At 51.9% G+C, this 25,050-nt stretch carries 18 protein-coding genes; 12 read left to right on the top strand and 6 right to left on the bottom strand.

Going from position 1 to position 25,050, the window contains the following annotated elements:
- The first annotated feature begins 447 nt into the window (after positions 1–447).
- The 6 genes from SH302x_RS20610 to SH302x_RS20585 all read left to right on the top strand — a co-directional run bounded on the left by SH302x_RS20610 (position 448) and on the right by SH302x_RS20585 (position 6,157).
- Entirely contained in the window at positions 448–1,353 is a 906-nt protein-coding gene (locus SH302x_RS20610; RefSeq protein ID WP_479364525.1) for a hypothetical protein, read from the top strand.
- 49 nt (positions 1,354–1,402) lie between these two features.
- A complete protein-coding gene (locus tag SH302x_RS20605; protein WP_479364524.1) occupies positions 1,403–2,815 on the top strand; it encodes a hypothetical protein in 1,413 nt (470 codons plus the stop codon).
- 303 nt (positions 2,816–3,118) lie between these two features.
- Positions 3,119–4,057 carry an SDR family oxidoreductase gene (locus SH302x_RS20600; protein WP_479364522.1) on the top strand — a complete coding sequence of 313 codons (939 nt, stop codon included), beginning with the start codon at positions 3,119–3,121 and terminating at the stop codon, positions 4,055–4,057.
- Between the two features lie 4 nt (positions 4,058–4,061).
- Positions 4,062–4,895: a DUF1559 family PulG-like putative transporter gene (locus SH302x_RS20595; RefSeq protein WP_479364521.1), complete on the top strand. Its 834-nt coding sequence runs from the start codon at positions 4,062–4,064 to the stop codon at positions 4,893–4,895.
- Between the two features lie 125 nt (positions 4,896–5,020).
- Positions 5,021–5,272, top strand: coding sequence for a hypothetical protein (locus tag SH302x_RS20590; RefSeq protein ID WP_479364520.1), 252 nt, complete (start codon positions 5,021–5,023; stop codon positions 5,270–5,272).
- A 159-nt stretch (positions 5,273–5,431) separates the two neighbouring features.
- The gene (locus tag SH302x_RS20585) at positions 5,432–6,157 is read left to right on the top strand and encodes a hypothetical protein (protein ID WP_479364519.1); all 726 of its coding nucleotides are present in this window, start codon (positions 5,432–5,434) and stop codon (positions 6,155–6,157) included.
- Positions 6,158–6,226: 69 nt separating this feature from the next.
- Here SH302x_RS20585 and hemE read toward each other — a convergent pair whose 3' ends face one another.
- Together hemE and map are read right to left on the bottom strand one after the other, a co-directional pair.
- The gene (hemE, locus tag SH302x_RS20580) at positions 6,227–8,110 is read right to left on the bottom strand and encodes a uroporphyrinogen decarboxylase (RefSeq protein WP_479369294.1); all 1,884 of its coding nucleotides are present in this window, start codon (positions 8,108–8,110) and stop codon (positions 6,227–6,229) included.
- A gap of 96 nt (positions 8,111–8,206) precedes the next feature.
- Entirely contained in the window at positions 8,207–9,007 is an 801-nt protein-coding gene (gene map / locus SH302x_RS20575; RefSeq protein ID WP_479364518.1) for a type I methionyl aminopeptidase, read from the bottom strand.
- A 349-nt stretch (positions 9,008–9,356) separates the two neighbouring features.
- On the opposite strand from map, the gene SH302x_RS20570 reads away from it, so the two are divergent.
- From SH302x_RS20570 to SH302x_RS20560, 3 genes are all read left to right on the top strand, one after another.
- Positions 9,357–10,634 carry an A24 family peptidase gene (locus tag SH302x_RS20570; protein WP_479364517.1) on the top strand — a complete coding sequence of 426 codons (1,278 nt, stop codon included), beginning with the start codon at positions 9,357–9,359 and terminating at the stop codon, positions 10,632–10,634.
- A gap of 141 nt (positions 10,635–10,775) precedes the next feature.
- Complete coding sequence (locus SH302x_RS20565) at positions 10,776–13,523, top strand: MGH1-like glycoside hydrolase domain-containing protein (RefSeq protein ID WP_479364515.1); 2,748 nt, start codon at positions 10,776–10,778, stop codon at positions 13,521–13,523.
- Positions 13,523–14,029: a GNAT family N-acetyltransferase gene (locus SH302x_RS20560; RefSeq protein WP_479364513.1), complete on the top strand. Its 507-nt coding sequence runs from the start codon at positions 13,523–13,525 to the stop codon at positions 14,027–14,029. Before SH302x_RS20565 ends, SH302x_RS20560 begins: the two co-directional genes overlap by 1 nt.
- Before the next feature lies 1 nt (position 14,030).
- Here SH302x_RS20560 and SH302x_RS20555 read toward each other — a convergent pair whose 3' ends face one another.
- Genes SH302x_RS20555 through SH302x_RS20545 form a run of 3 tightly spaced genes read right to left on the bottom strand, consistent with a single transcriptional unit; the run spans position 14,031 to position 19,247 of the window.
- The gene (locus tag SH302x_RS20555; protein WP_479364512.1) at positions 14,031–15,599 is read right to left on the bottom strand and encodes an O-linked N-acetylglucosamine transferase, SPINDLY family protein; all 1,569 of its coding nucleotides are present in this window, start codon (positions 15,597–15,599) and stop codon (positions 14,031–14,033) included.
- Positions 15,592–16,881, bottom strand: a complete 1,290-nt coding sequence (locus SH302x_RS20550; protein WP_479364510.1) for a DUF1552 domain-containing protein — start codon at positions 16,879–16,881, stop codon at positions 15,592–15,594. The genes SH302x_RS20555 and SH302x_RS20550 overlap by 8 nt, the downstream gene beginning before the upstream one ends.
- Before the next feature lie 50 nt (positions 16,882–16,931).
- Complete coding sequence (locus SH302x_RS20545) at positions 16,932–19,247, bottom strand: DUF1592 domain-containing protein (protein WP_479364509.1); 2,316 nt, start codon at positions 19,245–19,247, stop codon at positions 16,932–16,934.
- Between the two features lie 175 nt (positions 19,248–19,422).
- Between SH302x_RS20545 and SH302x_RS20540 the strand changes: the two genes are divergently transcribed.
- Positions 19,423–19,785, top strand: coding sequence for a 4a-hydroxytetrahydrobiopterin dehydratase (locus tag SH302x_RS20540; RefSeq protein WP_479364507.1), 363 nt, complete (start codon positions 19,423–19,425; stop codon positions 19,783–19,785).
- A gap of 223 nt (positions 19,786–20,008) precedes the next feature.
- On the opposite strand, the gene SH302x_RS20535 is transcribed toward SH302x_RS20540, so the two are convergent.
- Complete coding sequence (locus SH302x_RS20535; protein WP_479364506.1) at positions 20,009–21,226, bottom strand: hypothetical protein; 1,218 nt, start codon at positions 21,224–21,226, stop codon at positions 20,009–20,011.
- 414 nt (positions 21,227–21,640) lie between these two features.
- Here SH302x_RS20535 and SH302x_RS20530 point away from each other — a divergent pair, with 414 nt between their 5' ends.
- Together SH302x_RS20530 and SH302x_RS20525 are read left to right on the top strand one after the other, a co-directional pair.
- Positions 21,641–22,531 (top strand): ABC transporter ATP-binding protein, encoded by an 891-nt coding sequence (locus SH302x_RS20530; RefSeq protein ID WP_479364505.1) that lies wholly within the window; start codon positions 21,641–21,643, stop codon positions 22,529–22,531.
- Complete coding sequence (locus SH302x_RS20525) at positions 22,528–24,876, top strand: ABC transporter permease subunit/CPBP intramembrane protease (RefSeq protein ID WP_479364504.1); 2,349 nt, start codon at positions 22,528–22,530, stop codon at positions 24,874–24,876. Before SH302x_RS20530 ends, SH302x_RS20525 begins: the two co-directional genes overlap by 4 nt.
- Positions 24,877–25,050: the final 174 nt, after the last annotated feature.

The raw sequence follows: 25,050 nt of genomic DNA, 5'->3' as shown, positions 1-25,050 counted from the left end.
TTGAGGATTCGCGTTGGGAGGGACATCCGCCTGAAATTCGGTGCGACACATGCTTTCGTACCGCTGAACATATAACACCACTGGCGACTTGCGTGCAAGTCGAATACTAGCGTGCCGTCAGCGCGAGGGGGGGAATCGGACTTGCGGATTTAGTTGTTTGCATGAACCTCTGCAATTGTTTGCCCTGGTTCAACGAGGTGATTTCGTGCTGGATTTAAGAAATATCGAGCACAAGAAAGGCTGCATTTTGTAAGAAAACGGGTAAACCTGTGGTAAAGGTAGTGATTCTACGCAACTGGGATGAATAATAGGCGACAACAGTTTGTGGTTTGCGACAGAATAGCCTTATTGTCTGAAACCGTTGTCTTTCAGGGACTTCGTCGAATGGACAATCGAGAAATCTTTTAGCTGCCAAGTTTGATTCTTCAGTAAGAAAAAGGCCGACAGATGCCAATCCAAGACAGCGTGAAGAATGAGTATTCATTCTTGCTAGGTACTTATCCTGCGAGAATCACCTCGAAAGAGATACGATCGGCCGGCATGACCAGAAGCGACGCAGATCCCGTCAAATCAGCGAAGCATATGAATTCTGTCTTTTACTATTACTACCGTCTTCGCAAATCACTCAACGAAGCCAAGAGCAAAGAATCAAATGCTCAGTCAAAGAAGTTGCTTGAGGACATCATCAAAGATCTTGAGAACGCAGCATATGAGGGTACTGCTGCTACAGGCGGTGATTTGGTCAGCGTCTGGAAGTATTTGATTGGCAACAAAGGCGTCTGGGATCGTGATTCGTGGTTTGAGAATAACGTACCCGGTCCGCTAGGACCGATGGGCGGTGGCGGTTATGTGCTTCCGATTGGTGTAATAAAGTTTGAAGAGGCAATGAAGAGCCGCGCGCAAACGGTTGCTAATTCGCTAACGGGTGTGTTTGGCGGAAAAGAAACGAACCTATACATCCACGATCTGAAGGGCTATTTGCAGGCAAAAAACTGGCTTAAAATCAGAGACCGACTGTCATTAGCTGAAGCGACGGTTTCGAAACTACCCCAGGCTTGGTCGGTGATCGCCGGTACAGCCGTCGAGACGAAGTACACTGACTTGGCATGTCGATGGATTAGACTGGGCGGGTATTGCCACAAGTTCTTGACGGAATATGCCAACTGCGAGCGAGATGGTTTTAAGAGTCCGGACAAGACAAGGGCATTAGCGTCGGTCGCAGCATTTCTGATCGAAAAAGCGGTCCCTGTATTTGGCGAAGGCTACGCAACCGTGATTAGGGGCGTCCCTGATGTGATGCAATTTATGCAGCTCCAGCGCGAACGCATGAATGCTGCGATCAACTTGGTTTAACAGGCATAAGCATCGTGCCCTTTTAACCAAAAACTATCGAGGACCTACTATGTTTCGCATGCAAGAACATTGCTTCAACATTGTGATGGCGGCGGCCATTAGTTTCTGCGGGCTGTTATGGGAAGTAAACTCTCCTGCGTGCATTGCGCAAGAATCGACTCAGGGTCCGACAGGTGTGGCAATCATTCCGCGGCCTTCCAAAGAATCGCTCGTTGACACACTAATGAGCGTTTGCCCACTCTTGGAAAATAAAGATTATGTGGCAGCTTCACGCTACTTTGTGCTACCGACCAACTTCCAGCCTGAGATGCTCAGCGGCTTAATTGAAAAGCAAGAGATCTCGAAGCAAGGGATTGATGTGCTGGCCGCCGCTGCAGCGTTTGGAACTGCTGTCGAGCTTTATGGACAAGACCGTGCGGCTGAATTAGCAACTCGGGCTGGAGTAAGTGTAGAGGGCTGTTACGGATTCAAACACACAGCCGCGGCTGTCACGGCCGAGGTGATCGCATTCTGGGATGGCAGTATGTTCAAACTGGTGAGGATGGATGATGTTGGAAAACTGGAGCCTACACCACCGCAAGTCAGCGAGCCGATGCCAACGGACACTCAGGCCATTGCTGCTTTGTTGCCTAGCTTAGAAGCCGCCGTCGCAGCCGATCCCAATGACGTCGCGGCGCGAGGACGTTATGCGTTAGCACTTTTCCAGGTCGACAATTTACCGGCCGCTTGGGAACAATTGAAAGCGGGCCGTAAGCTGCAGCCAGAGCATGGCGGCATCTCGCGAGGTTCTGACATGGTGCTGCGAGCTTTCGAAGCACAAGGCGTCTTTGCACCCGGTACGCCTGCGGAAACGATTAAAGCTTTGCTGGGGGAGCCAGACCATGTCGTTACGTTAGAAGCAGACAGCTTACGTTGGGTATATGCACATTTGGCAATTGATTTGCGAGATCGACGTATCTACGAGATCATTGATTTGCGAGGAGCTACCGACGCGTTGTTTCGGCCGACGGAGATTGTGACCATTGATCTTGATGGACGAGGCTGGACGGTAGGGTTGCGCCGCAAGTCCAAGGGTTCGGTGTCCGCCCACTACTTTTTACCGGGAGAGACGATCGCGAATTGGACGGAGTTATTTGAAGTGGAACGTATCTTGGATGCGGCTGCGATCGGTAGCATGGACGTGGTTATGGAGCGTCTAGTCAAACAGGTCACTGGGCGATATGAAAACGCTCAGCACAAAGTCCTGGTGATCAGCGAAGATTCCGTGATCGTGGCGTTTGAAATTCCTGGCATTGGGGAGCAACCAAACCGGCACCAATTGGTGCGTCTTATGAAAGGGCCACAAGACGTGCATCGCATTTCGTATACACTTGCTAGCCACGAAGCGCCTTCCCAACAAACGCAATTGAATTGGCTTAATCTGTTTCAAGCTGCGAATCTAAAAAAAGTGGGGCCTGAATAACTTTCCCCGACCGCTTCCTGTTTAAGCGGCAGAGTGCCTTTTTCAAATTTCAATCCCCCATCTTGCTGCGACCAAAACAGGGGCGAATGCCTTGCGGCCGATCGAGGAGTAAACGGCTGCAATTCTTTTACTGCCCTGGTGCCTATTTTCTTTTAGGCTCCCGCTTTGGCACTTAATTTTGTACACTCCTTGGTTGTCCGCAGGCGCACGGCTTGCGGCGAATTCCACGGATATCGAACTGTCCTGTCGGCGTGAGCACCGTATTGCATCGGCGAGGTCAATTTAACGGAAGAGAAGAGCTACATGGCAATTTGCTTGGTCACTGGCGGCGCTGGATTTATTGGATCGCATATCGCAGAAGGACTGCTTGAGGAAGGGCACACTGTCAGGGTGCTGGACAATCTATGCACGGGCTTTCGCAAAAATATCGCTGCCATTGGGAACGACGTTGAATTCATCGAAGGGGACGTATGCGACGAAACGGTAGTTGCCAAAGCAGTTAAAGGCGTGGAGGTCGTTTTCCATCAAGCGGCACTCGCATCGGTCCCGCTGTCGATTGAGAAGCCGTTGGCATCTCACCACGCGTGCGCCACTGGAACGCTGAACCTGCTGAACCAAAGTGCCAAGGCTGGCGTGCACCGTTTCATTTATGCAGCTAGCAGCAGTGCGTACGGTGATCAGCCGACTAGTAGCAAACGAGAAAGCGATTTGCCGATGACTCTATCGCCTTATGCCGCGGCGAAGTTGGCAGGAGAATACTATTGTCAAGCGTTCTTTCACAGTTTCGGGCTGGAGACGACGGGTATCCGTTATTTCAACGTATTTGGTCCTAGACAAGATCCGAACAGTCCGTACTCTGCCGTAATTCCAATTTTTGTGACTCGAATTGTGCAGCAGCAATCGCCAATTATCTATGGCGACGGGAAGCAATCCCGGGACTTTTGCTTTGTAAAGAACGTCGTCCATGGTAACCTACTGGCAGCTAAGACCAGTGGCCTGGGTGGCAAAGTTATCAACGTGGCGGATGGTCGTCAAACCACGTTGTTGCAATTGCTTCTGATGCTGGCCGAGCAATTTGGATTGAACGTAGAACCCAAATTTGAGCCAGCACGAGCCGGAGATGTGCGAGAGTCCCTTGCAGATATCACTCTTGCCAGGAAGTTGTTGGGATACGAGCCGCAGTTTACTTTGGAAGAAGGCTTAGAAGCGACCATTGATTACTATCGTACGTGGGCAAAATAGAACAGTGAGTGAACATCGACCCAATCATTTCCGAAGCTTGCTGATCAACGGGCATCGACCATCCTGCCGACTTGCAATGACGTTGATCGAATTGCTGGTCGTGATGGGAGTGATTGGAGTGTTGGTATCACTGACACTGCCGGCTGTGATGAGCAGTCGCGAGGTCGCTAGGCGCACGCATTGCATGTCAAATTTGCGACAGATCGGCGTTGCAATTACTGCTTATGATTCGACGTTTCGGCGATTCCCGTATGGTTGTATGGAATGGCGGCCCAACGCACGCTCCAACGCTAGGCAATATGCATGGTCAGCCTCCATACTGCCATTTCTGGATCAAGCCGTCATTGCGGACCAGATTGATTTCACCAAGCCATTTGACCATCCTGACAACGCGGCGCCCGCCGCCACGAAACTTTCGATTTACCTTTGTCCCTCGGTGGTACGCAAACCTCAGTTGCGTGGTCCCTCGGATTACGGTGGTTTATACGGCCAGCGTTTGACTACCAAACGCAACACGAATAACGGTGTTTTTATCTACGACCGCTCCTTCTACGCATCCGAGATTGTGGATGGGTTATCCAATACCATGGCTGTGGCGGAAGACAGTGCTGGTCCAGATTCGGAATGGATCAATGGTCGCAATGTGTTTGAGCAATCGGGATCGATCAATGATCGCAGTGTCTGGATTGGTGACAATGAGATTCGTTCGCTGCATCGCGGCGGAGCGATGACGTTGTTCTGCGATGGCTCGACGCGGTTCCTTTCCGAGACCACCAATCGCCAGGCTCTGGCAGCCTTTATTACGCGGGCTATGAAGGATGTCGCACGAGAAGATTAAAGCCGGTTAAAGGTCAAAAGGTTGTTTCTGTGGTCTTGTTTCGATTCGCTGAAGGTTCGACACCTCGTCAGTTATTGGATAGACTGCCCAATCCTGTTTTTCAGGAAGTATTGAAGATTTTGTTCATGATTCAACGCTCACCAAAACAGCGTCGTTTATACGACTTGCGAATTAAGGCCCAGCGGGATGAAGAAGCCCGACTGCTATCGGCTCAATCGGAAGGTGAAGCACGAGGTGTATGGCTGGGGAAAGTCCAAATGCTGCAGCAGATGCTGCAACTTCCAGAGATGACAGGCGAAGAATTTCGAGAGCTAGACTCGGCCGCGATCGAAAGCTTGATGAAAGAATTGCAAGCCCGACTCCGCAATCGTGCTTAGTCGATAGCTTGCTAATTTCCTGACCGTCCGTTGTGGAAAACACAAGTGCTTTGCGTGCCCTTTGCGACAATATCGACGTTGACGTGGACGAACCTTTTTCTTTAGTGTTCGGGCTGTTGATGGTCCCCATTTCCACGTCGATTCCGTGAGATAGATTTTATGACAAAGTCATGGCAGCATTGGATTGCCCTAGTCGCACTTGTCTCCTATGCAGGTTGCAGCAAATCAAGTACTGAACCAACTGCAGCGAAAAATGCAGCTAATACAACTGTCGCTACACAATCCGCCCCAATCATTACAGGCGAAATGGTCAAGACGCTGACGCCTGCCAGCGAGGTGGTCTCGTTCTTCTTGGACAGCCTAAAAAATGGTAACGCCGCACAGACCCGTGCGTTGCTTACGACGGTCGCTCAGCAGGAAATCGATCGACGCGGCCTGACGATTGATCCGTTGGGGTCAGAAGAATCCAGCTTCCGTATCGGAAGAACGCAGTTTTCCGACAAAGACGCGGATGCGGCCTTTGTCGAAGCGGAATGGATCGAGCCGTCGGAGACCGGCGGTCAACTAAAAACCGAAGTTGTATTCACCGTTCATTTGGAACAAAACGCTTGGCGAATCTCAGGAATGGCGATCGACACTGGCGAGAACTCCGATCCAGTAATGGTTGACTTCGAGAACATGGCCGACACATTGCCTGAATCGCCACAAAATATTTCCAAGGCGACGGCTGTTGCAACTCCTACTCAGCAGACTACTCAGCCCGTCAACACAGGTGCCGCCTTGCAGGCTCCGCCAGCTCAGACGCAGCAAGAACAAGCAACCGGGTACAGCCTGCCGCCACAGTTCGCTCAGCCACTTAACAGCAGCGGTAACACGCTGCGATAGGATAATGCTGCGGTTGACTTTCAAACGGTGTTAAGGCAGTTGTGCTATGCAACTGCCTTTTCGCGTTTTCTATTTCGCCGACATTTCGTGGACCGCATCGATCAGGCCGATCACGTTATCTACCGGAGTATGTGGCAGGATTCCATGTCCCAAGTTAAACACATGCCCAGGGCGCCCGCCGACTTGGTCTAAGATCGTCTTGGCCGCCTCGCGGATCGTCGCTGGCTCAGTAAAAAGAATCGTCGGATCCAAGTTTCCTTGTACTGAGCGATCTTGTCCAATCATATCCCAGGCCCGATCAATCTCGATTCGCCAGTCGACCCCCACCGTCGTCCTCGCATCACCTCGCAACAGCGGTAACAGCAGTGGATTGCCGGTAGCAAAGTTAATGACTGGAACGCGAGGGTTGATGTTCGCCAACAGCCTTTGCATGTGTGGCAGTATGTGGATCTGGTAATCAGCGGGCGACAAGCAGCCGGCCCAAGAATCAAATATCTGCAAGCATTGGGCTCCCGCGTCAACTTGTGCGTTCAAGTAGATCACCAACGAGTCCACTAGCTTCTGCATCAAGGTATGAAAGGCGGGTGGGTCGCCAAACATCATAGACTTTGTATGAACATAGTTTCGCGAACCTCCGCCTTCAATCATGTAGCTGGCCAAAGTGAACGGAGCACCGGCAAAACCAATGACCGGTATGTTCGGCTTTAAAGCAGCTCGCGTTTGTTTTACAGTGTCGACCACGAACTGCAACTGTTCCATGTTGGACAAAGCCTGGACGCGATCAATATCTGCTGGCTGTCGAATAGGGTTGTGGATTTGAGGGCCGTCCCCCGCAGTGAATTCCAGGTCCATGCCCATCGGTTCAAGGATAGGCAGCAGATCGGAAAAGATAATCGCAGCATCGACGCCCAAGCGATTGACGGCCGTGACCATAACCTCCGCGCACAATTCAGGTCGTTTGCACAGTTCCAGGAAACTGACCTTGTCACGCACAGCGCGATACTCCGCCATATAACGACCGGCTTGGCGCATTAGCCAGATGGGTGTTACATCAGTGGGCTGTCGACGAACGGCTCGCATAAAAGGGCTATTTTGTAACTCGTCCGTTTCGGAAGCTGGTGTACTGGCTGCTTGATCTTTCATTCGAATACTCGTCGTCTCTTCGGCGTTGGAAGTCCACTGTTGTTTCATAAAAAGGATGCGCTGCGTATGGGCCGCAGAAGAGGAGACAAGGTGCCCCATTTTGGGATGGTCGGGTTCATGATCTACCGGCAGTTCCAAATGCTTCATCATCTCCGTGGTTGTCGGGCCGATGGACATCACTGCCATTTGGTCAAGCGATTGTCGCAGCTTCTGTTCGACACCCAATTGCCTGGCCATCCGAAGTAGATTCACCACCTGGTGGGCACTAGTAATGAGCAGTGCGTCTCGCTGGCCGCCGATCATCGCTAGTATGTTGTCTTCCAGGGGCTTGGTGTCTAGCGGCAGGTCCCATTGGTACACACGCACGTTCACGACCGATGCGCCGCGGGCCTCTAAGCCAGCGACCAATGAATGGTTGGTAACTCCATACTCTTGAAGACCGACTGTCACAGCATTGAGCGATACGTTTTGGTCAATCGATTGCAGCAGTTCTCGCCAAGTGTTTGGTTCAGGAACTCGGATGGTCGGTTGCAAGCCAACTTCACGCATAGCGGCCAGTGGTTTGGGGCCACGCACAATAGTGGTAATGTCGGAAAGTGCATGTAGAAATCGTTGGGTGTCAACGTGTTTCTCAATCGCTGCGAGCAACTGTCGAAAGCCAACGCCGGTTAGAAAGATAACTACGCTGATTTCGCCGGTTATCACACGATAGGCGAAATCAATCGCTTCACGATTCGATTCGATTGGCACTTCCCGCATCGATGGCGATACAAAAGGTGCGCCGCCAAAACGTTCTATCAAGCGGTGCATGTCGTCGCGCCGTCGGCTTTCCAACGCCGCGATACGAAGGCCCTTGAAGCTGGCCGTAGATTCCGATTCTTCGTTCACAGATATCCTTTGATTTTTCTAGACAAAGACATGCCCTTTTTGCGGACCATTGGCCGTTAGTGTTAGGATTTCGGGGCCATCTTCGGTCATCAAGATCGTATGCTCAAACTGAGCGGACAAGCGGCCATCGCGAGTTCGCACGGTCCAATTGTCTTTCGTGTCCACTTTGCCAAATCGGCTACCGCTGTTGATCATCGGCTCGATCGTGAAACACAAACCTGGTTCCAACCGATCTTGTCGCGACTTGCGGTCCGGGTAATGAGGCACATTAGGGAACTGGTGAAACTTGCGCCCCAAACCATGGCCGACATACTCGCGGACCACGGACAAGCCACGTTTGGATGCAACGGCCACAACTGCATCACCAATCTTACTGACAGTGCAACCTGGAGTTAAATTGTCAATTGCGGCGTGCATGGCATCAAAGGCGCATTGCGTCACCGCGATCGCTTCGGAACTGCACCGACCAACCAAGAAAGTTTCCGATTGATCGCCGTACCAGCCATCGACGACAGAGGTGACATCGATATTGACGATGTCGCCTTCGCGAAGAACGGTGTTGTCGGGAATCCCGTGACAGATCACGTCATTGATGCTAGTGCAACAACTCTTTGGGTATCCTTGATAACCAAGCGTGGCTGGGCGATGCTTATTGGCAATCGTGAAGTCATAAACGATTGCGTCGATTTCGCCGGTCGTAATGCCTGGCCGGATGAATTGACGCACGTGGTCCATCAACTGCGCATTGAACTGGCCAGCTCGCCGCATCTGCTTCCGTTCAGTTTCTTTCAAGCAAAGTTTGGTGTTGGTCTGCAACATAGTCGTGGAAATAGCTTTAGGCGGGGAGATTGCGGAATCCAGCGGCGCTCTGGCGAGGCATGCCAGAAGGCCTGTGTGAACAGGAGATCGTGTCTCGTAAATTTGGTTGCTGATTTTAGCTTCTGGGATCGGTTTTGAATAGGTTTTGTCGTTCAGTTCTGCAATTGCCGAAAATGTTTGCACAAGAGCGCTAGGCTTGATCGGAACGGCGAAGGCCAGTTAGGTAGGCTGAAAAATCAGTTTACCTTCTTGTTTTTTGCTTGTAACACGGTCGACGAGCATGCAAGGCACCAGAAGCTTGATAAGATCTGTGTCTGTTTACTGTCTGGCTGCTTTTTTGACTTTTCCAATGCTCTGGTTTGCCAATTTGCCCCTTGAAGTTCGTGTGACGGCCATCGCACTGTTAGGCTTTCTGGTCATGGGTCCCTTTACTACTTGGGCCATTGCTAGTTGGTCGTATTTCGGTCAGCGAATCAGCCCTTGGACGGCTGTTAAATCGGGAGCAACCGTCGGTCGTCATTGGTCCCACTACTTACCTGTTTTCGGCTGGTTGCTGCGTCGCAGAGAAAGTCAGCAATGGGGAGCCTGGTTTTGGGTGCGTCCCGCGCTGATAGAGCTTGTGGTGCCTGGGCTGTTGGTCGCACTGTATTTGTGGGAAACCCAAGGTGGACTATTGCCAGGATGGGGGCCACAGGCAGCCATTAGTTCTCTGGATCTGCATTGGCATTTTTTGGGTCATGCCATCCTGCTGCCGCTACTGGTCATTGCGACCTTCATCGACTTTGATGAGATGTTGATCCCCGACTTAATCACGGTGCCGGGGACGCTGATTGGACTGTTGGGAGCGGCGATAATTCCACAGTGGCAGTTGTGGGTCGTGGACCCCAATGGTCGGAATGGTGCTTTGATACCGATGAGCTATGCAACCCCCGACTTGCCATCGTTGTGGATCTATTCCTGGTTGGGGGTGATAGTCGCGATCATCATGTTTTGGGCATGGTGTTTTGCCTTGGCCGATCGCCGTGTCATTCTGCGGCGGGGCGTGCGTAAAGCCATGCGTTACTTTTTCGCAGGACTTGTAAGGCAGCCTACTTGGAAACTATTAGTCGGTATCGCGGTAGCTGGCGCTCTCTTGATTACCTTGGCTTATACGCTGATTGCTCCTCAAGCGTGGTTGTCGTTGTTCACCGCTCTGTGCGGCATGACAATAGGTGGCGGGATTGTATGGTTTATTCGTATCGTGGCCAGTGTTTCCTTGCGTGTGGAAGCGCTTGGATTTGGTGATGTGTTGTTGATGGCGATGGTGGGAGCGTTTCTAGGGTGGCAAATTGTTGGCGTTAGCTTCTTCTACGCGCCGCTCTTTGCCTTGCCGATCGTAATCGTGTTTACTTTAGTGACTGGCGAAGCCGCCACGCCGTTTGGCCCCTATTTGTGCATGGCCACGCTGTACTGCTTGGTAAAATGGGATGCGATCTGGAATCTTTGGTTGCAGCCGGTTTTGGTTCAGTTTGGAAATCTCTTGCCAGTTGCGGTCATGTTTGTTGCCATGGGCCTATTGATGGGCGCGATGTTGTCCCTTTACCGAATCATGAAAGCTGGACTCCAGCAACGTCGGCCTGGAAACTAGCCTTTTCACTTGCCAGCAGCGGAGATTCCAAGACAATGCGGTCCAGCGGTTTCCCCTAAGGGCCGAAACCTAAAAGGGGCGGCTTCATACATCACCACATCATGCGAGTTCCATTGATTGAAGCTAGAAAGATAAATCGCGATGGCCAAACGCGCTAAGAACCAGATTACAAGCGAATCCTCGACCAGCAGCAAAATTGCAGAAGCGATTCGGTTGTCAAAGTCGAAGAACCGAGAAGAAAATTGGCTCCGCTGGGGCCCTTTTCTCTCCGAGCGACAATGGGGGACTGTCCGCGAAGATTACTCTGACAGCGCGCAACCTTGGTATTACTTCCCTCATGACCACGCGAGGTCTCGCGTCTATCGTTGGGGGGAAGATGGTTTGCTGGGCATCTGTGATCGACAATGTCGTCTCTGTTTTGCGCCAGCGTTTTGGAACGGGCGAGATCCGATTCTGAAGGAACGCTTGTTCGGCGTCCCTGGCCCAGAGGGCAACCACGGCGAAGATGTGAAAGAGTGCTACTACTATTTGGATTCAACGCCTACTCATTCTTACATGAAGGCGTTGTACAAGTATCCGCAGCACCGCTTTCCCTACGAAGCTTTGGCCGACATCAATCGCCATCGATCACGACAAGAGCCTGAGTATGAACTTAAGGATACCGGAGTCTTTGCCAATAACGAGTACTTTGACTGTTACGTTGAATACGCCAAGGCTGCGCCTGACGATATCTTTATCGAGCTTACCATCCATAATCGGGGGCCCAGAGAAGCCGCGATTCATGTCGCGCCACAGCTTTGGTTCCGAAACACTTGGGATTGGGGCGAAATCCCGGAAGATAGCACCGAAGTGCCGCGCTGCTACCTGCAAGACGACGAGTTTGTAGCTATCGAGCACGCGACCTTGGGCAAGTACCAGTTTGAGTTTGCGGTGACTTCAAAAGCGCACAAGAACACGCAAGTCGAATGGCTGTTTACCGAGAATGCAACCAACCCGCAACGGCATCCCGGAGCGCCTACTTCAGGACAGCACTTCAAAGATGCCTTCCATGAATACATTGTCAAAGGCAACATCAAGGCCGTCAATCCGAAGAAAACAGGCACCAAGTGCGCCGCTCATGTCATGACGGTCATTAAACCGGATGAGCCATTGGTCTTGCACATGCGCCTATCGGCCGTGCACGACGACGTGGGGTTCACTTGTACGACCAACCGTGCCTTCAGCTCGTTGATGCAGAAGCGTCGTAAGGAAGCAGATATATTCTACGACGACCGAATTCCCAGCAACTTGACCGATGAAGAAAAACGTATTGCGAGACAAGCGTACGGTAGCTTGTTATGGACCAAGCAGTTTTATTTCTATGTAGTAGAACGTTGGATGGACGGCGACCCGTCGCGAACGCCGCTGCCTGATTGGCGAAAGCAGGGACGCAACAACGAATGGACTCATCTGTTTAATCGTGATGTGATTTCGATGCCCGATAAATGGGAGTACCCTTGGTATGCCGCCTGGGATCTTGCGTTTCACATGGTGCCGATGGCTCGCGTGGATATGGAGTTCGCGAAATCCCAACTTCTGCTCTTCCTCCGCGAATGGTACATGCATCCCAACGGTCAGATTCCGGCGTATGAATGGGCGCTCAGCGACGTCAATCCGCCCGTCCACGCTTGGGCTTGTTGGGAGGTCTATCGCATCAGTGGACCGCCGGGAGGTCGTGATAAGGAATTTTTGAAGCGAGTGTTTTTGAAACTACTGCTGAACTTTACTTGGTGGGTCAATCGCAAAGACACGCGAGGCCAGAACTTGTTCAGCGGTGGCTTCTTGGGCTTAGACAATATCGGAGTGTTCGACCGCAACAAACCACTGCCTGGTGGCGGTGTGCTCGATCAAGCCGATGGAACCGCTTGGATGGCGTTTTTCTGTGGGCATATGCTACAAATATCCCTGGAGTTGGCGGAAGAGAATCAAGCGTACGGCGATATGGCCAGCAAGTTCTTTGAACATTATGTTTCGATCGCTGCAGCGATGAATTCGCTGCACGGCTTCGGGTTGTGGGAGAAAGAAGATGGCTTCTATTACGATCACATTTATCGTGATGGCAAAAGCATTGCCTTGAAAGTCCGCTCGCTTGTCGGCCTCATGCCGCTGTGCACACCGGTCATCTTGCACGACGACTTGATATCTCGACTGCCTGGATTCCAGCGCCGCATGAATTGGTTCCTTGAGAACAAGCCTGAATTCTCGGCGCACATGACATACCTCGAGCGATTAGGCTCATGTGACGGTCGCCCGGGGATGCGTCTGCTCGCGATTCCTTCGATTGAGCGATTTCGAAAACTGCTTTCGTACATGCTCGATGAGAACGAGTTTCTAAGCGATTATGGAATACGGTCCATGTCAGCCATACATCGTGACCAACCGTTTGTTTTCGAATACGAAGGTGGCTCCGAGCGCGTGTCCTACGTACCTGGCGAAAGCGATAGTTACTTCTTTGGTGGCAACAGTAACTGGCGTGGTCCAATCTGGTTCCCTATCAATTATTTGATCATTCAATCGCTGCGGACTTATCATCAATACTACGGGGATTCTTTCCAAGTTGAATGTCCCACGGGCTCAGGCTGCATGATGAACTTGCAGCAAGTCGCCGAAGAGATCGAACGCCGCTTGATAAGGCTTTTCCAACGAGACAAAGAGGGTCGCATGCCTTGCCATGGCCACGACAAACAATATGCCGAATGCGAGCACTGGAACTCGTTGCCGTTGTTTTATGAGTACTTCCACGGCGATGATGGCCGCGGACTGGGGGCTAGCCACCAAACCGGTTGGACGGCACTGGTCGCAACCATGCTGGAACACCAGTCGGTTTGTAAAGATATCAATGATTGCTGATGAGAACAACACGCATCGTCGATTGCGACCTATCGTTTGCGTCGCAGATTACCGAAATCGTCAACTATGAAATCTTGCATAGCTGTTCGATCTATGACATAAGTCCACGTTCTGTCGAGCAAACCGTGAGGTGGATGCAGCAGCGGCATGAGGCTGGCTTGCCGATCAAAGCAATCGTCGATCACGACGCGACTCTCATCGGATTTGGATCTTATTCAATATTCCGACCCTTTGAAGCCTACTGCACGACAGTTGAGCATTCCATCTATGTGCGCCGCGAATCTCAAGGAGCGGGTTATGGACGGCTTTTGCTGCAAGAGCTTGTTAATACTGCGCTTGCTGATGGAAAACATTGCATGGTAGCCGGCATTGACTCGCAAAATGCCGCGAGCATTCGATTGCATCTGCAGTTTGGCTTTACGCAATGTGGAACGATACGACAAGCCGCCAGGAAGTTCGACCAGTGGCTCGACCTGCAATTCTTTCAACGAATACTCCGCGACTAAGTTACATGACCTCGCACGCAATCTGGCGGTAAATCGATTCTAACTCTCGGCACAATCGAGTGGAATCGCAAGCATCCGATGTGGCCAACATCTCTCGTAGGCGAGGCCGCAGGTTCGCAAGCCTAGTTCGCTGGTCAAGATCGCTTGCAAGTTGAACCGCGTATTGGACATAGTCATCCACATCGCGCCTTACAAACTCCGCGACTGGGGAATGCATCAGAATCGACGTGCTGGTTCGTGAAGCCCAACGATCGCCATCGAAGGTCAACACGGGTACGCCTTGCCAAAGCGACTCCATCGTCGTCGTGCCTCCGTTGTAAGGGAACGTATCCAGCGTCACGTCGATGCGACCATAGTACTGCAAGAAGTCGTAATGCGGAGCTGGCGGCAGGATCTCGATTCGTTCAGCAGTGATGCCTTGCTGTTCAAACTGCTGCTGCAAACGTTGGCCGTTCCAGCGGGACTTTAATTCGTGGTTGGACAAAATCAGTTTCGCTTCGGGAGCTTGTTGAAGTATCTTGACCCAGGCCGACACGACAACGGGAGTGATCTTATACATCGTGCCTAAGCAGCCGAAGGCAAAGGGTTGTTGCACACCGACGTCTCGAACGACAATCTCAGGAGCTCTATGATTCGTTTGAAACGTTAGATAACTTAGCGGTAGTGTCCACAGCTTCTCGCTGTAATCTGCCGTTTCCGAACTTTTAATCACGGTCGCATCACCAATCAGATGGCCGATTTCCTCGATGCCGCCGGTGGCAAACTGATTGAACCAGCTTACCGCCGCGGCCGCTGGACGATGAACATACATGCCTAATCGACGCGGTGTGCTGTAAGAGCTTAAATCTACGAGGACATCGATTTCTTGAGCTCTTATCAAGCTCGCGGCTTCACCATTGGTTAGGCCTGCGATCGAGTGCCGTCGTGTGTTTGGATTCTGCAGCCAATTCCAATCCACCTGCGATGCTTCGCTATCTGCAAACAAGTGAATTTCAAAGCCTGAGCTGTCATGCGCATGGATCACGGGCCAGACGGGCTTCATATAGTTTGCCCCATGGAAATGCGCTGAAACGTAACCGATCTTCAGACGAGAGCCGCTGGTTAAAGCCGCCCGCGGAGAGACCGGAGCAGGTTGTTCCTCGGACCGCAGAATTGCAGCATAACGGCGACGAATCGCAAGAACTTTAGCATGGTCATAACTTGGTACGCACGGAGCAATCGCTGCTAGGCCAGACCAAACGCCTAGGGAGCTGGTCGTTTCGGCCACTTGCTCGACATGGAATGCGGCAAGATCTGCTTCCCCCATGCGGTAGTAAGATCGCCCTAACTCGTGACGAGCTTCGACATGATTGGCGTTCGCTGATAGACAGTGTTCAAAAGCGCCAATCGATTGCGCGAACTCGCCCACTTCACACAGTAGAACACCGGTGAGGTACCAATCGTCTGCCTTGGCCAGTCCCTCCCCGATCAGGCTATCGAGTTGCATGAGTGCATCAACGATCTTGCCTTCCGCATGGAGACGTTTCGCATTATCACGAAGTACTTTACGGATTTGCGAACGATTAGCCAAGCTTCAGGGTTCCGCTACTGTCACCAAAACTGCTGGTCTTCACGCCGAACTGCGACAGCATCCACACATACAAATTGCAAAGCGGCGTGTCCTTTTCGTATTTGTAGTGAGCACCTCGCTTGAGTCGTCCGCCTGCTTTGCCGACTAACAAGATGGGCAGGTCATCGTGGTTGTGACGGTCGCCGTCCGAGATGCCGCTGCCATACACAATCATCATGTTGTCCAGTAAGTTACCCTCACCTTCTTTTACTTGCGAAAGCTGTGATAACAGGTACGCAAAATGTTCGGCATGATAGGAATTGATCTTCTGAATCTTGTGTTGTTTCTCATCGCTCTTGCCGTGATGCGAGACGTCGTGATGGCCTTCGGATACTCCGATCTCTGGGTATGGATCGTTGTTGCCTTCATTGGCCCACATAAAAGTTATAATGCGAGATGAATCGGTCTGCAGAGCGATTGTCATCATGTCCATCATCAGTTTTGCATGTTCGCTGCGATCTCTTGGGACGCCGGCTGGTCGAGGGAAATTCGGAATGCCGTCTTCGCCTACGCGCAATTTGTTCGAAGTGGTTAATCGTTTTTCAACGTCTCGGACCGCGTACATATATTCGTCCAGCTTCCGACGATCGTTCTCGCCCAGCTTATTGTTGATACGTTTCGCATCCTCCATCACAAAATCTAAAACGCTTTTCTGACGCGAATTGCGAGACGCCTTAGCTTGAGCTGCCTGAGCGACATTTTCACTGCCAAAGATGCGGTCGAACAGAGTGCCTGGATTGACTTCTTTGGCAAGCGGACTTGTTGCATTCCGCCACGACAGGTTGCTGGAATAGGCGCACGAATAACCGGAGTCACAACTGCCCGCTTGGGCACTGCCTTGAAGACCAAGCTCCAAGGATGGGAAACGAGTCGAATGGCCAAGGTTTTGGGCTGCGACTTGGTCAACCGATACAGAGTTCTGAATATCTGCACCATTGGTTTTGCGAGGGTGACTGCCGGTCAAAAACGAAGCGCCGCTGCGAGCATGGTCACCTCCGCCGTCCCCGTGAGCTCGTGCGCCATCCAACGTGAGGCCCGACAAAACATTCACGTATTCGCGATAGGGCTGCAATGCCTTTAGCGTATCATTCAGCGTATAGCTTGTACCCAATTCGCTGGGCGTCCACGCTGGCATATGAGCACCATTGGGTGTGTTCACAAACAGCATTCGCAGCGGCGGTTTACCCGCTGCAGCTCCAAGCACAGTTCTTGGAGTCATCGCTTCCAATACAGGCAATGCCATTACAGTGCCCAGGCCACGAAGTACAGTTCGGCGAGAGAGAGGTTTTCTGGTCATGGTTCGTCCCGATAGCCTTTGCGTTGGAATGCGTCTGACTGAATAATACCCATTACGATTGCGGAGAAGCGATAGTTTGTTGGCTTAGATTCTTTCAATATTTTGTCGACGACGCATTTATCATAATACTCTAAACCGCGGCCCAGCGCGTAAATCATGAGCTTCTCAGTTAAACATCGTGCGAATTCTTCGGAGTGCTGAGTTCGCAAAACCTTGATCAAATCGCCCGCATGGCGGACTGATTCGCCAGAAGGCAAAACGCCGGACGAATCGATTGCCTCGCCTCGATCACTGGTCCTCCAAAGACCTACGGCATCGAAATTCTCCAGCGCCAGTCCTAACGGGTCCATCAGCTTATGGCATCCAGCACAAGCAGGATCTGCGCGATGTTGCTCGATTTGTTCACGAAGGCTGCCGGTCAGCTTGACCTTCTCCAGTTCCGGTACGCCGGGCGGTGGCGGCGGCGGTGGGGTGTTCAATATGTTATCCAGCACGAACTTTCCACGTTTGACCGGACTAGTGCGCGTAGGATTGCTGGTTACCGCTAAAACCGAAGCATGCGTTAGTAGTCCACGGCGTGGTTGAGCACGCATGCTGACTTTTTGAAATTCGTTGCCTTTGATGCCTGGGACTCCATAATACCGAGCCAGTTTCTCGTTCATATACGAGTAGTCCGCATCAATCAATTCTATGACAGACTTGTCTTCCCGAAAGACGTTGTAGATAAACGTAAGAGTCTCCTGGCGAGCAAGACTGCGAATCTCACGGTTCCAAGTTGGAAACAGGTTGCTGTTGGGTTCAAAGTTCTCCAGATTCCGCAGCGTAAGCCACTGGCCGGCAAAGTTATCGACAAAACGCGTGGCCCGCGGATCAGCCATCATTCGAGCGACCACTTGCTCGAGCACTTTGGGATCGCGGAGTTGCTTCTTCCAAGCGTGCGTTAGCAGTTCTCGGTCTGGCAAAGAGCTCCACAGAAAGTAACTGATACGACTGGCCAACTCGAAATCATTCAGCAGCGGAAACTCTTCGCCAGAGGGCACTCTAGGTTGCTCGACTTTGAATAAAAAGTTCGGCGATAACAGCATGGCCTGCAGCGTTAGTTGAACCGCTCCTTCAAACGATTCACCCTCTTCCATGGCATTGATTGCCAATTGCACCATGCGTTCGGTTTCCTCTTTGCTAACTGGTCGACGATAGACGTAAACGACCAGAGGCGATATAACGCGTCGCAATGCTTCATCGTTACTGAGTTGCGCGCTGGGCGTAACAGTAATGATTCGACGGTGAGACTCTGGAACGGTCGCCGGGTTTAATGGCGGTTGCGGTTTTGCTCCGTAAAAGCGAATCGAAAAGATCTTTAGGTTGCGGTCTTGCTTTTCTCCATTGGGCAATTCGATGTTCTCGTCGTTGGTAAAAGCAATCGCTATCTTCTGCGGGCCCGCTTTCAGCTTTAGTGGAAAATCGAACGTATTGTCTTTGCCGACATCGGCAGTTACCGTCTTTCTGCCCACGGGCTTGTCATTCAGCATGACCATCACCTCTGGGCCAACGTTTTTTGCTTTGGTGCCGCCTGCAACAATCTCCAGATGAAACACTCCGTTCCAAGGTGCATTCTCTTGGAATTCTACCTTTGTATTGGAGTACATGTTGATCTCCGTAGCTGTCACGCTGCCGCCCTTTTCGAGCTTGAAACGTTCCAACGGATAAACATTACTTATGGAAGGACCGGGCTCAGGCAATGTGATCGCCATCGAACTGATCTCCTCCGCTGCGGCAATATACTTTTCCATCAGCAGCGGCGGCATATTCAGCACATCGCCAATATTATCAAAGCCATAGCCGACATCGTCCCCAGGGAACTCTTCCGCCTTAGGGTAATCGACGCCAATCAAATCACGAATCGTGTAGCGGTACTCGTACTTAGTAAGCCGCCTTAAAGTCACCGCGCCTGGGTTAGTAGCGCGACCGCAGTCTACATCGTAAAGCAGACTATTTAACCAGTCGATCAACGCTTTTCGATCGGACTCGCTCATGGGCTCCGCATCCGCTGGCGGCATATCGCCAATCTTTAAGCGAGCGATCACTTTGTCGAAAGTGTGTCGCTCTTTTGTGATCGATTTCGCGGTCTGGAAATAGCTGAGCGATAGTCCCGCAGAAGCTTCGTCGCCCGAGTGGCAATCGTTACAAGCGGTTGCAAGCAATGGACCGATCTTCTCCTTGAACGATTTCTCTTGCGCAACCCAATCTATCGCCCAACTGATGTTGCAGCATGCGGCAAGCGCGAACAACAGAATTGTGCGATAATATCTCATTCCCTTAAAACTCTTCATCGAGACGATTTCAGCAATAGGTGATGCAAGGAAAGCAAATGGCTGCGGCTGCGGAGTCGGTGGTTTGCGGCTAAACCGCCAATTTTGGACTCAAGTTTGCCGGTGGTTGTGCTAGCATGGTTTCATCCCGTCCCTTTATTATAGCTTAGGATTCAATATGACACCTCAAACCCGAGAAGCGCTTCACACTGCCAAATGTACTCCCTGCGAAGGCGGCATCGCGTCGTTTTCGCCTGAACAAGCGACGCTGCAACTGAAAGAGCTCGTGGGCTGGCAGCTCTCGGTCGATGCAAAAGCCATCTCGAAGAACTGGAATTGCAAAGACTTCTTGCGAGCATTGGCATTCGCAAACAAAATCGGCGAGTTGGCCGAACGCGAGCAGCATCACCCAGATTTACACCTAACGGGCTATCGGCACTTGAACGTGGTTCTGACAACCCACGCGATCGAAGGATTGAGCGTGAACGACTTTATCCTGGCAGCTAAGATTGACGCTTTAGGCGATCCTGCCAGCGCGTAGCTAGCGAACTGTCTAATTGGTGCCAGGCACGAATGGTGATGCTGGCACCTGTCACGGAGGCAGCTAGCATGCTGCAGAGCTTTCCAACGAATCAAAAGAGACGACGAATACCGACGCGCTAGAGCCCAATCGGTTCGTGTCATGGATTTTTTGGCTGTTAAAACAAAAAAGGCGAGAGTAAAACTCTCGCCTTCCGTTTTAGTAAAAATCAACTGCGAAAAACCTATAGGTTGCCAGTAACAACCTGCGTGCCACCATTTGTCGGTGGGACCACGTTGTCATCGTCGGCAGCGATCGCTGCAGCAAGACCGGCTAAGCCGCCCAGCAACGCGATTGGGCCAAAACCACCGCCCAGGATTCCACCGCCAGCACCTGCTCCGCCACCCATACCACCGCCAACGCCGCCGCCCATCGGGCCACCAGCCATCGGACCTTGAGGCAGCAATGCACCGCGATCTTCGGTTGGCTCCAGCGCATACTCTTCAACCGCTGCTGTGTTGCCGATAGGGCTAAGCTCCGAACCGACCGATCCCGAAGTTGGATCTTGTACAACAGCAGAGACAAAACGAGTTGAGCTGCCGCTTTCATTCGCGGACAGTTGAGCAGGGCCTTCAACGGCACAAACTCCAAACGCGGCAAATCCGGCTGCACCGTTGGCAACGATCGAATAAGTTCCAGGTTTTGTATTTTCAAAGGTATAGTGGCCGTTGGCATCGGATTGAGTGCGAGCGACTTCGCGACCATTTAGATAAAGGGCCACGTTCGTACCACCCACGTTGCTGTCGGCAGGTGCAAGACCTGGTAACGACAAATCACCGTGCAAGGTTCCTGCTGAATCCAAAGCGACTTTGTAGTCACGGACATTGTAGTTGCGGCTGCGTCCCAATGGGTCTGCCGTCGGTTCGGCCATCACTGTCGCGGCCATTCGGCCCGGAGCGTACTGGCCAGCAAACATCGAATCAAGAGCTTGGCTAGATACGTTCGCAACAGGAATCGAGAATTCGGCTGGCAAATGCTGGCCCGCATCCGTATCCAATACGACTACCGAAAAACTACCGATCATGTTTTCACCACGAGCTACCAAGGTGTACAAACCTGGTTGCACGTCTTTGAGAATCACTTGGCCCTGCGATTGAGTGACTGTCTCACTAACGATTTGGCCATTCTTCACTAGCGCGACACGCATGTCGCTAGCAGGTGAGAACGATTGCCCCGACAGTTTTACCACGTTACCGATCAATTCTCCGCTGGCTCGCAATTGAATCCATTGATTCACATACAGGTTATTCAGCGGGCGAGTTGCGACGGCGTTGGTCGACACCGTTCGCTGGGCTGCTGCAACCGGTTCGGCTGGCAACGCTTCTTGAGCGAAAGTGGAGATGCATCCGCCAACGGAAAGTGATGCGACGAGTGCTGCGCGGAAGACAGACTTTGAAATCATGCTGCTGAATCCTGTTCAAGGTTGGGAAAACGACAAGTGTGAAACTGTGATTCGGTTTCTTCAAATAATTCGTGACTGGAGGTTGTCCCGCGGCCGTGCGTACTTAATCCTCAACGCTAATAGTATAGCTACCGCACTTGCTCCGTCGACAGAATTTACCCATTTTAGGGATTATTTTGCCAACTTCAAACTTCCTTCATTTTTTTGCTTTGAAATCAATCAAGAATGACCGCGTGGTCATCTTCTGAAAGCAACGTTTATGCGGCAGATTCCAGGATTGTCGCTCGAAAATTGGCACACCGACCAACTTGCCCGGTCAAGCGATATCCTGGCCACCATGTGGCATTTTAAGGCGATTTGAATTGCCTTTATGGTATTCGTCTCTCCGATAGGACTAAGCACTTTGATAGTGCGTTGGCCGTTCTAGAGGGCTTAATCAAGGAACATTTTGTGCGCGGTGTTTGCGTTTCGAACTTAACGAAGACCTACGAGGATCTGCGACTGGGCGAGTTTCGCGCTGTGGACGGAGTTTCTTTTCGCGCCTCCGAAGGCATGATCTTTGGACTGCTGGGGCCAAACGGCGCCGGTAAATCGACGACTTTGCGAATTTTGGCGACCATTTTGGCCCCCACCAGCGGCACAGTCGAAGTCGCCGGGTACGACGCCACCACCGATCCAGACCTTGTTCGACAAAACATCGGCTTCGTTTCCAATAACACTGCGGTCTACGATCGCATGACCGCTTGGGAAACTGTGCAGTACTTCGGCAAGCTTCATCAATTGCACGACGATGTCATCCACAGCCGCGGTCGGCGAATCTTTGAACGACTGCAACTGGACGAGATCCGCAATGTACTGGGCGCGAAAATGTCGACCGGCATGAAACAAAAGGTGTCGATCGCGAGGGCTCTCATCCATGATCCTCCAGTGTTGATTTTTGACGAGGCTTCCATTGGACTGGACGTTTTAGTCGCTCGCTCACTGCTGCAAATCATCGCAGACCTTAAAAAAGAAGGGCACTGCATTATCTTCTCAACGCACATCATGCGGGAAGTTGAACGGTTGTGTGACGAAGTGGCCATCATGGATCATGGCAAGATCTTGGACCACGGTACGCTGGAAGAACTGGCCGATCGACACCACCAAAAAGATTTCGAAGAGATGTTCATTCAACTGCTGATCCAGTCAGCCGCTGAGAGGCAAAGTAAAAACTCCGGTGCAACATTTCGTTCTTCCGTAGATCTGGCGACTCAGCAAGCCGTCGCGGAATTAAGTGCGGCAACCAATGTAGGAGTTTCGCGATGAATTGGAAACGCGTTCGTTGCTTGTTCCATCGCGAACTGCGCGATCAGTTGCGTGATCGGCGTACCATGTTCACCATCTTCTGTTTGCCCCTGATGCTGTACCCATTGATGGGACTGTTGATGATGCAGATGGCTCAACTGCGCACGCCCCGGCAGCTCACCATCGCTGTTGTCAATCCAACTCAATTACCACCCGATTTTCTCGAATTCCTTGCGTCATCCGCTGTCGAATCAACCGCAGGCTCGAGTTCCTTGCAAGGTAATGGAAAGCTGGCCAATAACGCCAAGCCGACCGAGCGCAATGCTGCCAGTTTACCATCGCCTACACAAACATTTCTGTTCAGCGATGAGCGGGGAAATGGGATCCAATGGGTGATCCTGACGGACAGTTCACCGATCGACTCCCAGTCGCTCGCTACGGATCAAGGTGCGACAAACTCTACTGCTCTGCCCTCAAGTGTCCAAACTGTCCCAGCTTCACTTGAAGAGCAGCGGCAGTGGCTGGCGGCACTACAAGCCGACGCGATAGTGTTTGCTGACGACAGCACTCAAGAGGTCAGCGTTCGCGTTATCGCTGATCTGGCGAGCGAGAGCTCTCAGTTCGCTTACGTCAATGTCGACCGCAAGATTCAAGAATGGCGTGACAATCGACTAGCAAAAGAACTCGTGCGTTCGGGAATTGACCGCAAGATGCTGGAAGCCATTCCTGTTTCTCTGCAAGACGTTGCTGAGGTTGGCAAAAAGCAAACGGTCTTATGGGCCAAGATCCTGCCGCTGATCATGTTTGTTTGGGCTTTGACAGGTGCATTCTATCCCGCGATCGATTTGTGCGCTGGCGAAAAAGAACGTGGCACTTTGGAAACCTTGCTGAGTGGTCCTGCCACGCGACGCGAGATCGTGTGGGGCAAGCTGCTAGCGGTAATCTGCTTTAGCGTCCTGACCGCAGTCCTCAACCTTATGAGTATGCAAATCACGATTGCCGTGGTTGCCAAAAACATGATGGGTATGGCTCTGCCAACGACCGTTTCCATGGGGCCTTTGCCCATTGGAGCGATTGGTTGGCTGCTGGTGATGCTGTTGCCGATTTCCATCCTTTTCAGCTCTGTCGCTCTGGCCGTAGCCGCGCTAGCGCGCAGCAGCAAAGAAGGCCAATACTACCTCATGCCGCTGTTAGTGATTGGCATGCCGTTGGTGATGTTGCCGATGATGCCGGGAATCCGTTTGTCGATTGGTACCAGTTTGTTCCCTGTTGCGGGCGCGATCCTGTTGGCAAGAACTCTGGTCGAAGGCCAGTATGCACAAGCGGTCTTGTTTGCCCCCATGGTGATCTTGGTCACTGGCACCAGTTGTTGGCTTGCGACGCGTTGGGCCGTGAGGCAGTTTGAATCAGAAAGCGTCCTGTTTCGCGAGACCGATCGTTTTGACATGGCGGCTTGGCTGCAACACTTGTGGCGTGATCGTGACGAGGTTGCTTCACCGACCATGTCTGCCCTGTGTGCGGCGATCATTTTGATTGGCTTGTTCTACGCTCGATTGCAATCGCAGGCGACGGAACTCAATTGGAACTATATCGCTCAATCGACTATTGCCACGCAGTTGGCGATGATACTGGCTCCTTGTTTGATCATGGCGATATTCCTTACAACGTCGATCCGCAAAGCCTTGCGTCTGCACCGCGTGCCTTTGCTAAGTATCCCAGCGGCGGTGCTGGTAGCAATCTGTGTGCACCCGACCTACATCCAGCTTGCACAGTGGGTGCAAAGCGAATTTCCATTTTCCGCCGATACGCGAGTTGCGCTGGCTGGCGTCGATTCGATGCTCGCTGGAGCACCGCTGGTCGGCTTACTGATTACGTTAGCGTTGATCCCCGCCATTTGCGAAGAACTTGCGTTTCGTGGTTTTATTTTTGCCGGCCTGCAGCACAATCGCGGTACCGTCCGAGCGATTTTCGTGACGTCATTGCTCTTTGGGCTATCGCATGGCGTGCTGCAACAGTCGATCACGGCAGGGTTGATGGGGATCGTGCTGGGATTAATCGCTTGGCGAACCGGTTCGGTGGTTTGCTGCATTATCATCCATGTTTGCCATAACAGTTTGTCAATGCTGTTTGTTCGGGCTAGTACATTGTGGGAGAAGACCCCTTCGGTTCTACAGCCTTTTGTAGAACAAACCGCTGATGGTTTTCACTACACCAGCAATTGGCAAGCGATCAGCGGCGTGGTCGCAATCAGCTTGCTGTATTATTTTCTCAAAGAGCCTGCCAAGGACGAAACGGCGTCGGTAGTCAACGGCCATGCTATGCCTGCGCTGCGTGAAACTCTGGCGCCTGCGAATCAACCCAGCTAAATCCAATCCTTGGTCGCGCGCAGCGCAAGGAACGACGGCACATCGGCTGACTTCTTGGTTCGTGTTAGCGTTTCCAGTGCCCCCGGATCATTGGCAAGATCCACTACAATGCTACCTGCCCCTTTAGGCAAGCGTCGGGAATCGCTATAGTGACTGCCGGTGCAAGTTGTCGTT

This window comes from Njordella calcicola (assembly GCF_056494125.1).
The sequence above is the reverse complement of the archived record's forward strand: the minus strand, read 5'-3'. Positions and strand labels throughout refer to the sequence as shown.

Bases quoted from the DNA above. Each gene is read 5' to 3' on its own strand.
- SH302x_RS20605 (WP_479364524.1), top strand. From the start codon at position 1,403: ATGTTTCGCATGCAAGAACATTGCTTCAACATTGTGATGGCGGCGGCC.
- SH302x_RS20540 (WP_479364507.1), top strand. From the start codon at position 19,423: ATGACACCTCAAACCCGAGAAGCGCTTCACACTGCCAAATGTACTCCC.
- SH302x_RS20585 (WP_479364519.1), top strand. From the start codon at position 5,432: ATGACAAAGTCATGGCAGCATTGGATTGCCCTAGTCGCACTTGTCTCC.
- SH302x_RS20565 (WP_479364515.1), top strand. From the start codon at position 10,776: ATGGCCAAACGCGCTAAGAACCAGATTACAAGCGAATCCTCGACCAGC.
- SH302x_RS20545 (WP_479364509.1), bottom strand. From the start codon at position 19,247: ATGAGATATTATCGCACAATTCTGTTGTTCGCGCTTGCCGCATGCTGC.
- SH302x_RS20570 (WP_479364517.1), top strand. From the start codon at position 9,357: ATGCTCTGGTTTGCCAATTTGCCCCTTGAAGTTCGTGTGACGGCCATC.
- SH302x_RS20535 (WP_479364506.1), bottom strand. From the start codon at position 21,226: ATGATTTCAAAGTCTGTCTTCCGCGCAGCACTCGTCGCATCACTTTCC.
- SH302x_RS20590 (WP_479364520.1), top strand. From the start codon at position 5,021: ATGATTCAACGCTCACCAAAACAGCGTCGTTTATACGACTTGCGAATT.
- SH302x_RS20525 (WP_479364504.1), top strand. From the start codon at position 22,528: ATGAATTGGAAACGCGTTCGTTGCTTGTTCCATCGCGAACTGCGCGAT.
- map (WP_479364518.1), bottom strand. From the start codon at position 9,007: ATGTTGCAGACCAACACCAAACTTTGCTTGAAAGAAACTGAACGGAAG.
- hemE (WP_479369294.1), bottom strand. From the start codon at position 8,110: ATGCACCGCTTGATAGAACGTTTTGGCGGCGCACCTTTTGTATCGCCA.
- SH302x_RS20610 (WP_479364525.1), top strand. From the start codon at position 448: ATGCCAATCCAAGACAGCGTGAAGAATGAGTATTCATTCTTGCTAGGT.
- SH302x_RS20560 (WP_479364513.1), top strand. From the start codon at position 13,523: ATGAGAACAACACGCATCGTCGATTGCGACCTATCGTTTGCGTCGCAG.
- SH302x_RS20600 (WP_479364522.1), top strand. From the start codon at position 3,119: ATGGCAATTTGCTTGGTCACTGGCGGCGCTGGATTTATTGGATCGCAT.
- SH302x_RS20550 (WP_479364510.1), bottom strand. From the start codon at position 16,881: ATGGCATTGCCTGTATTGGAAGCGATGACTCCAAGAACTGTGCTTGGA.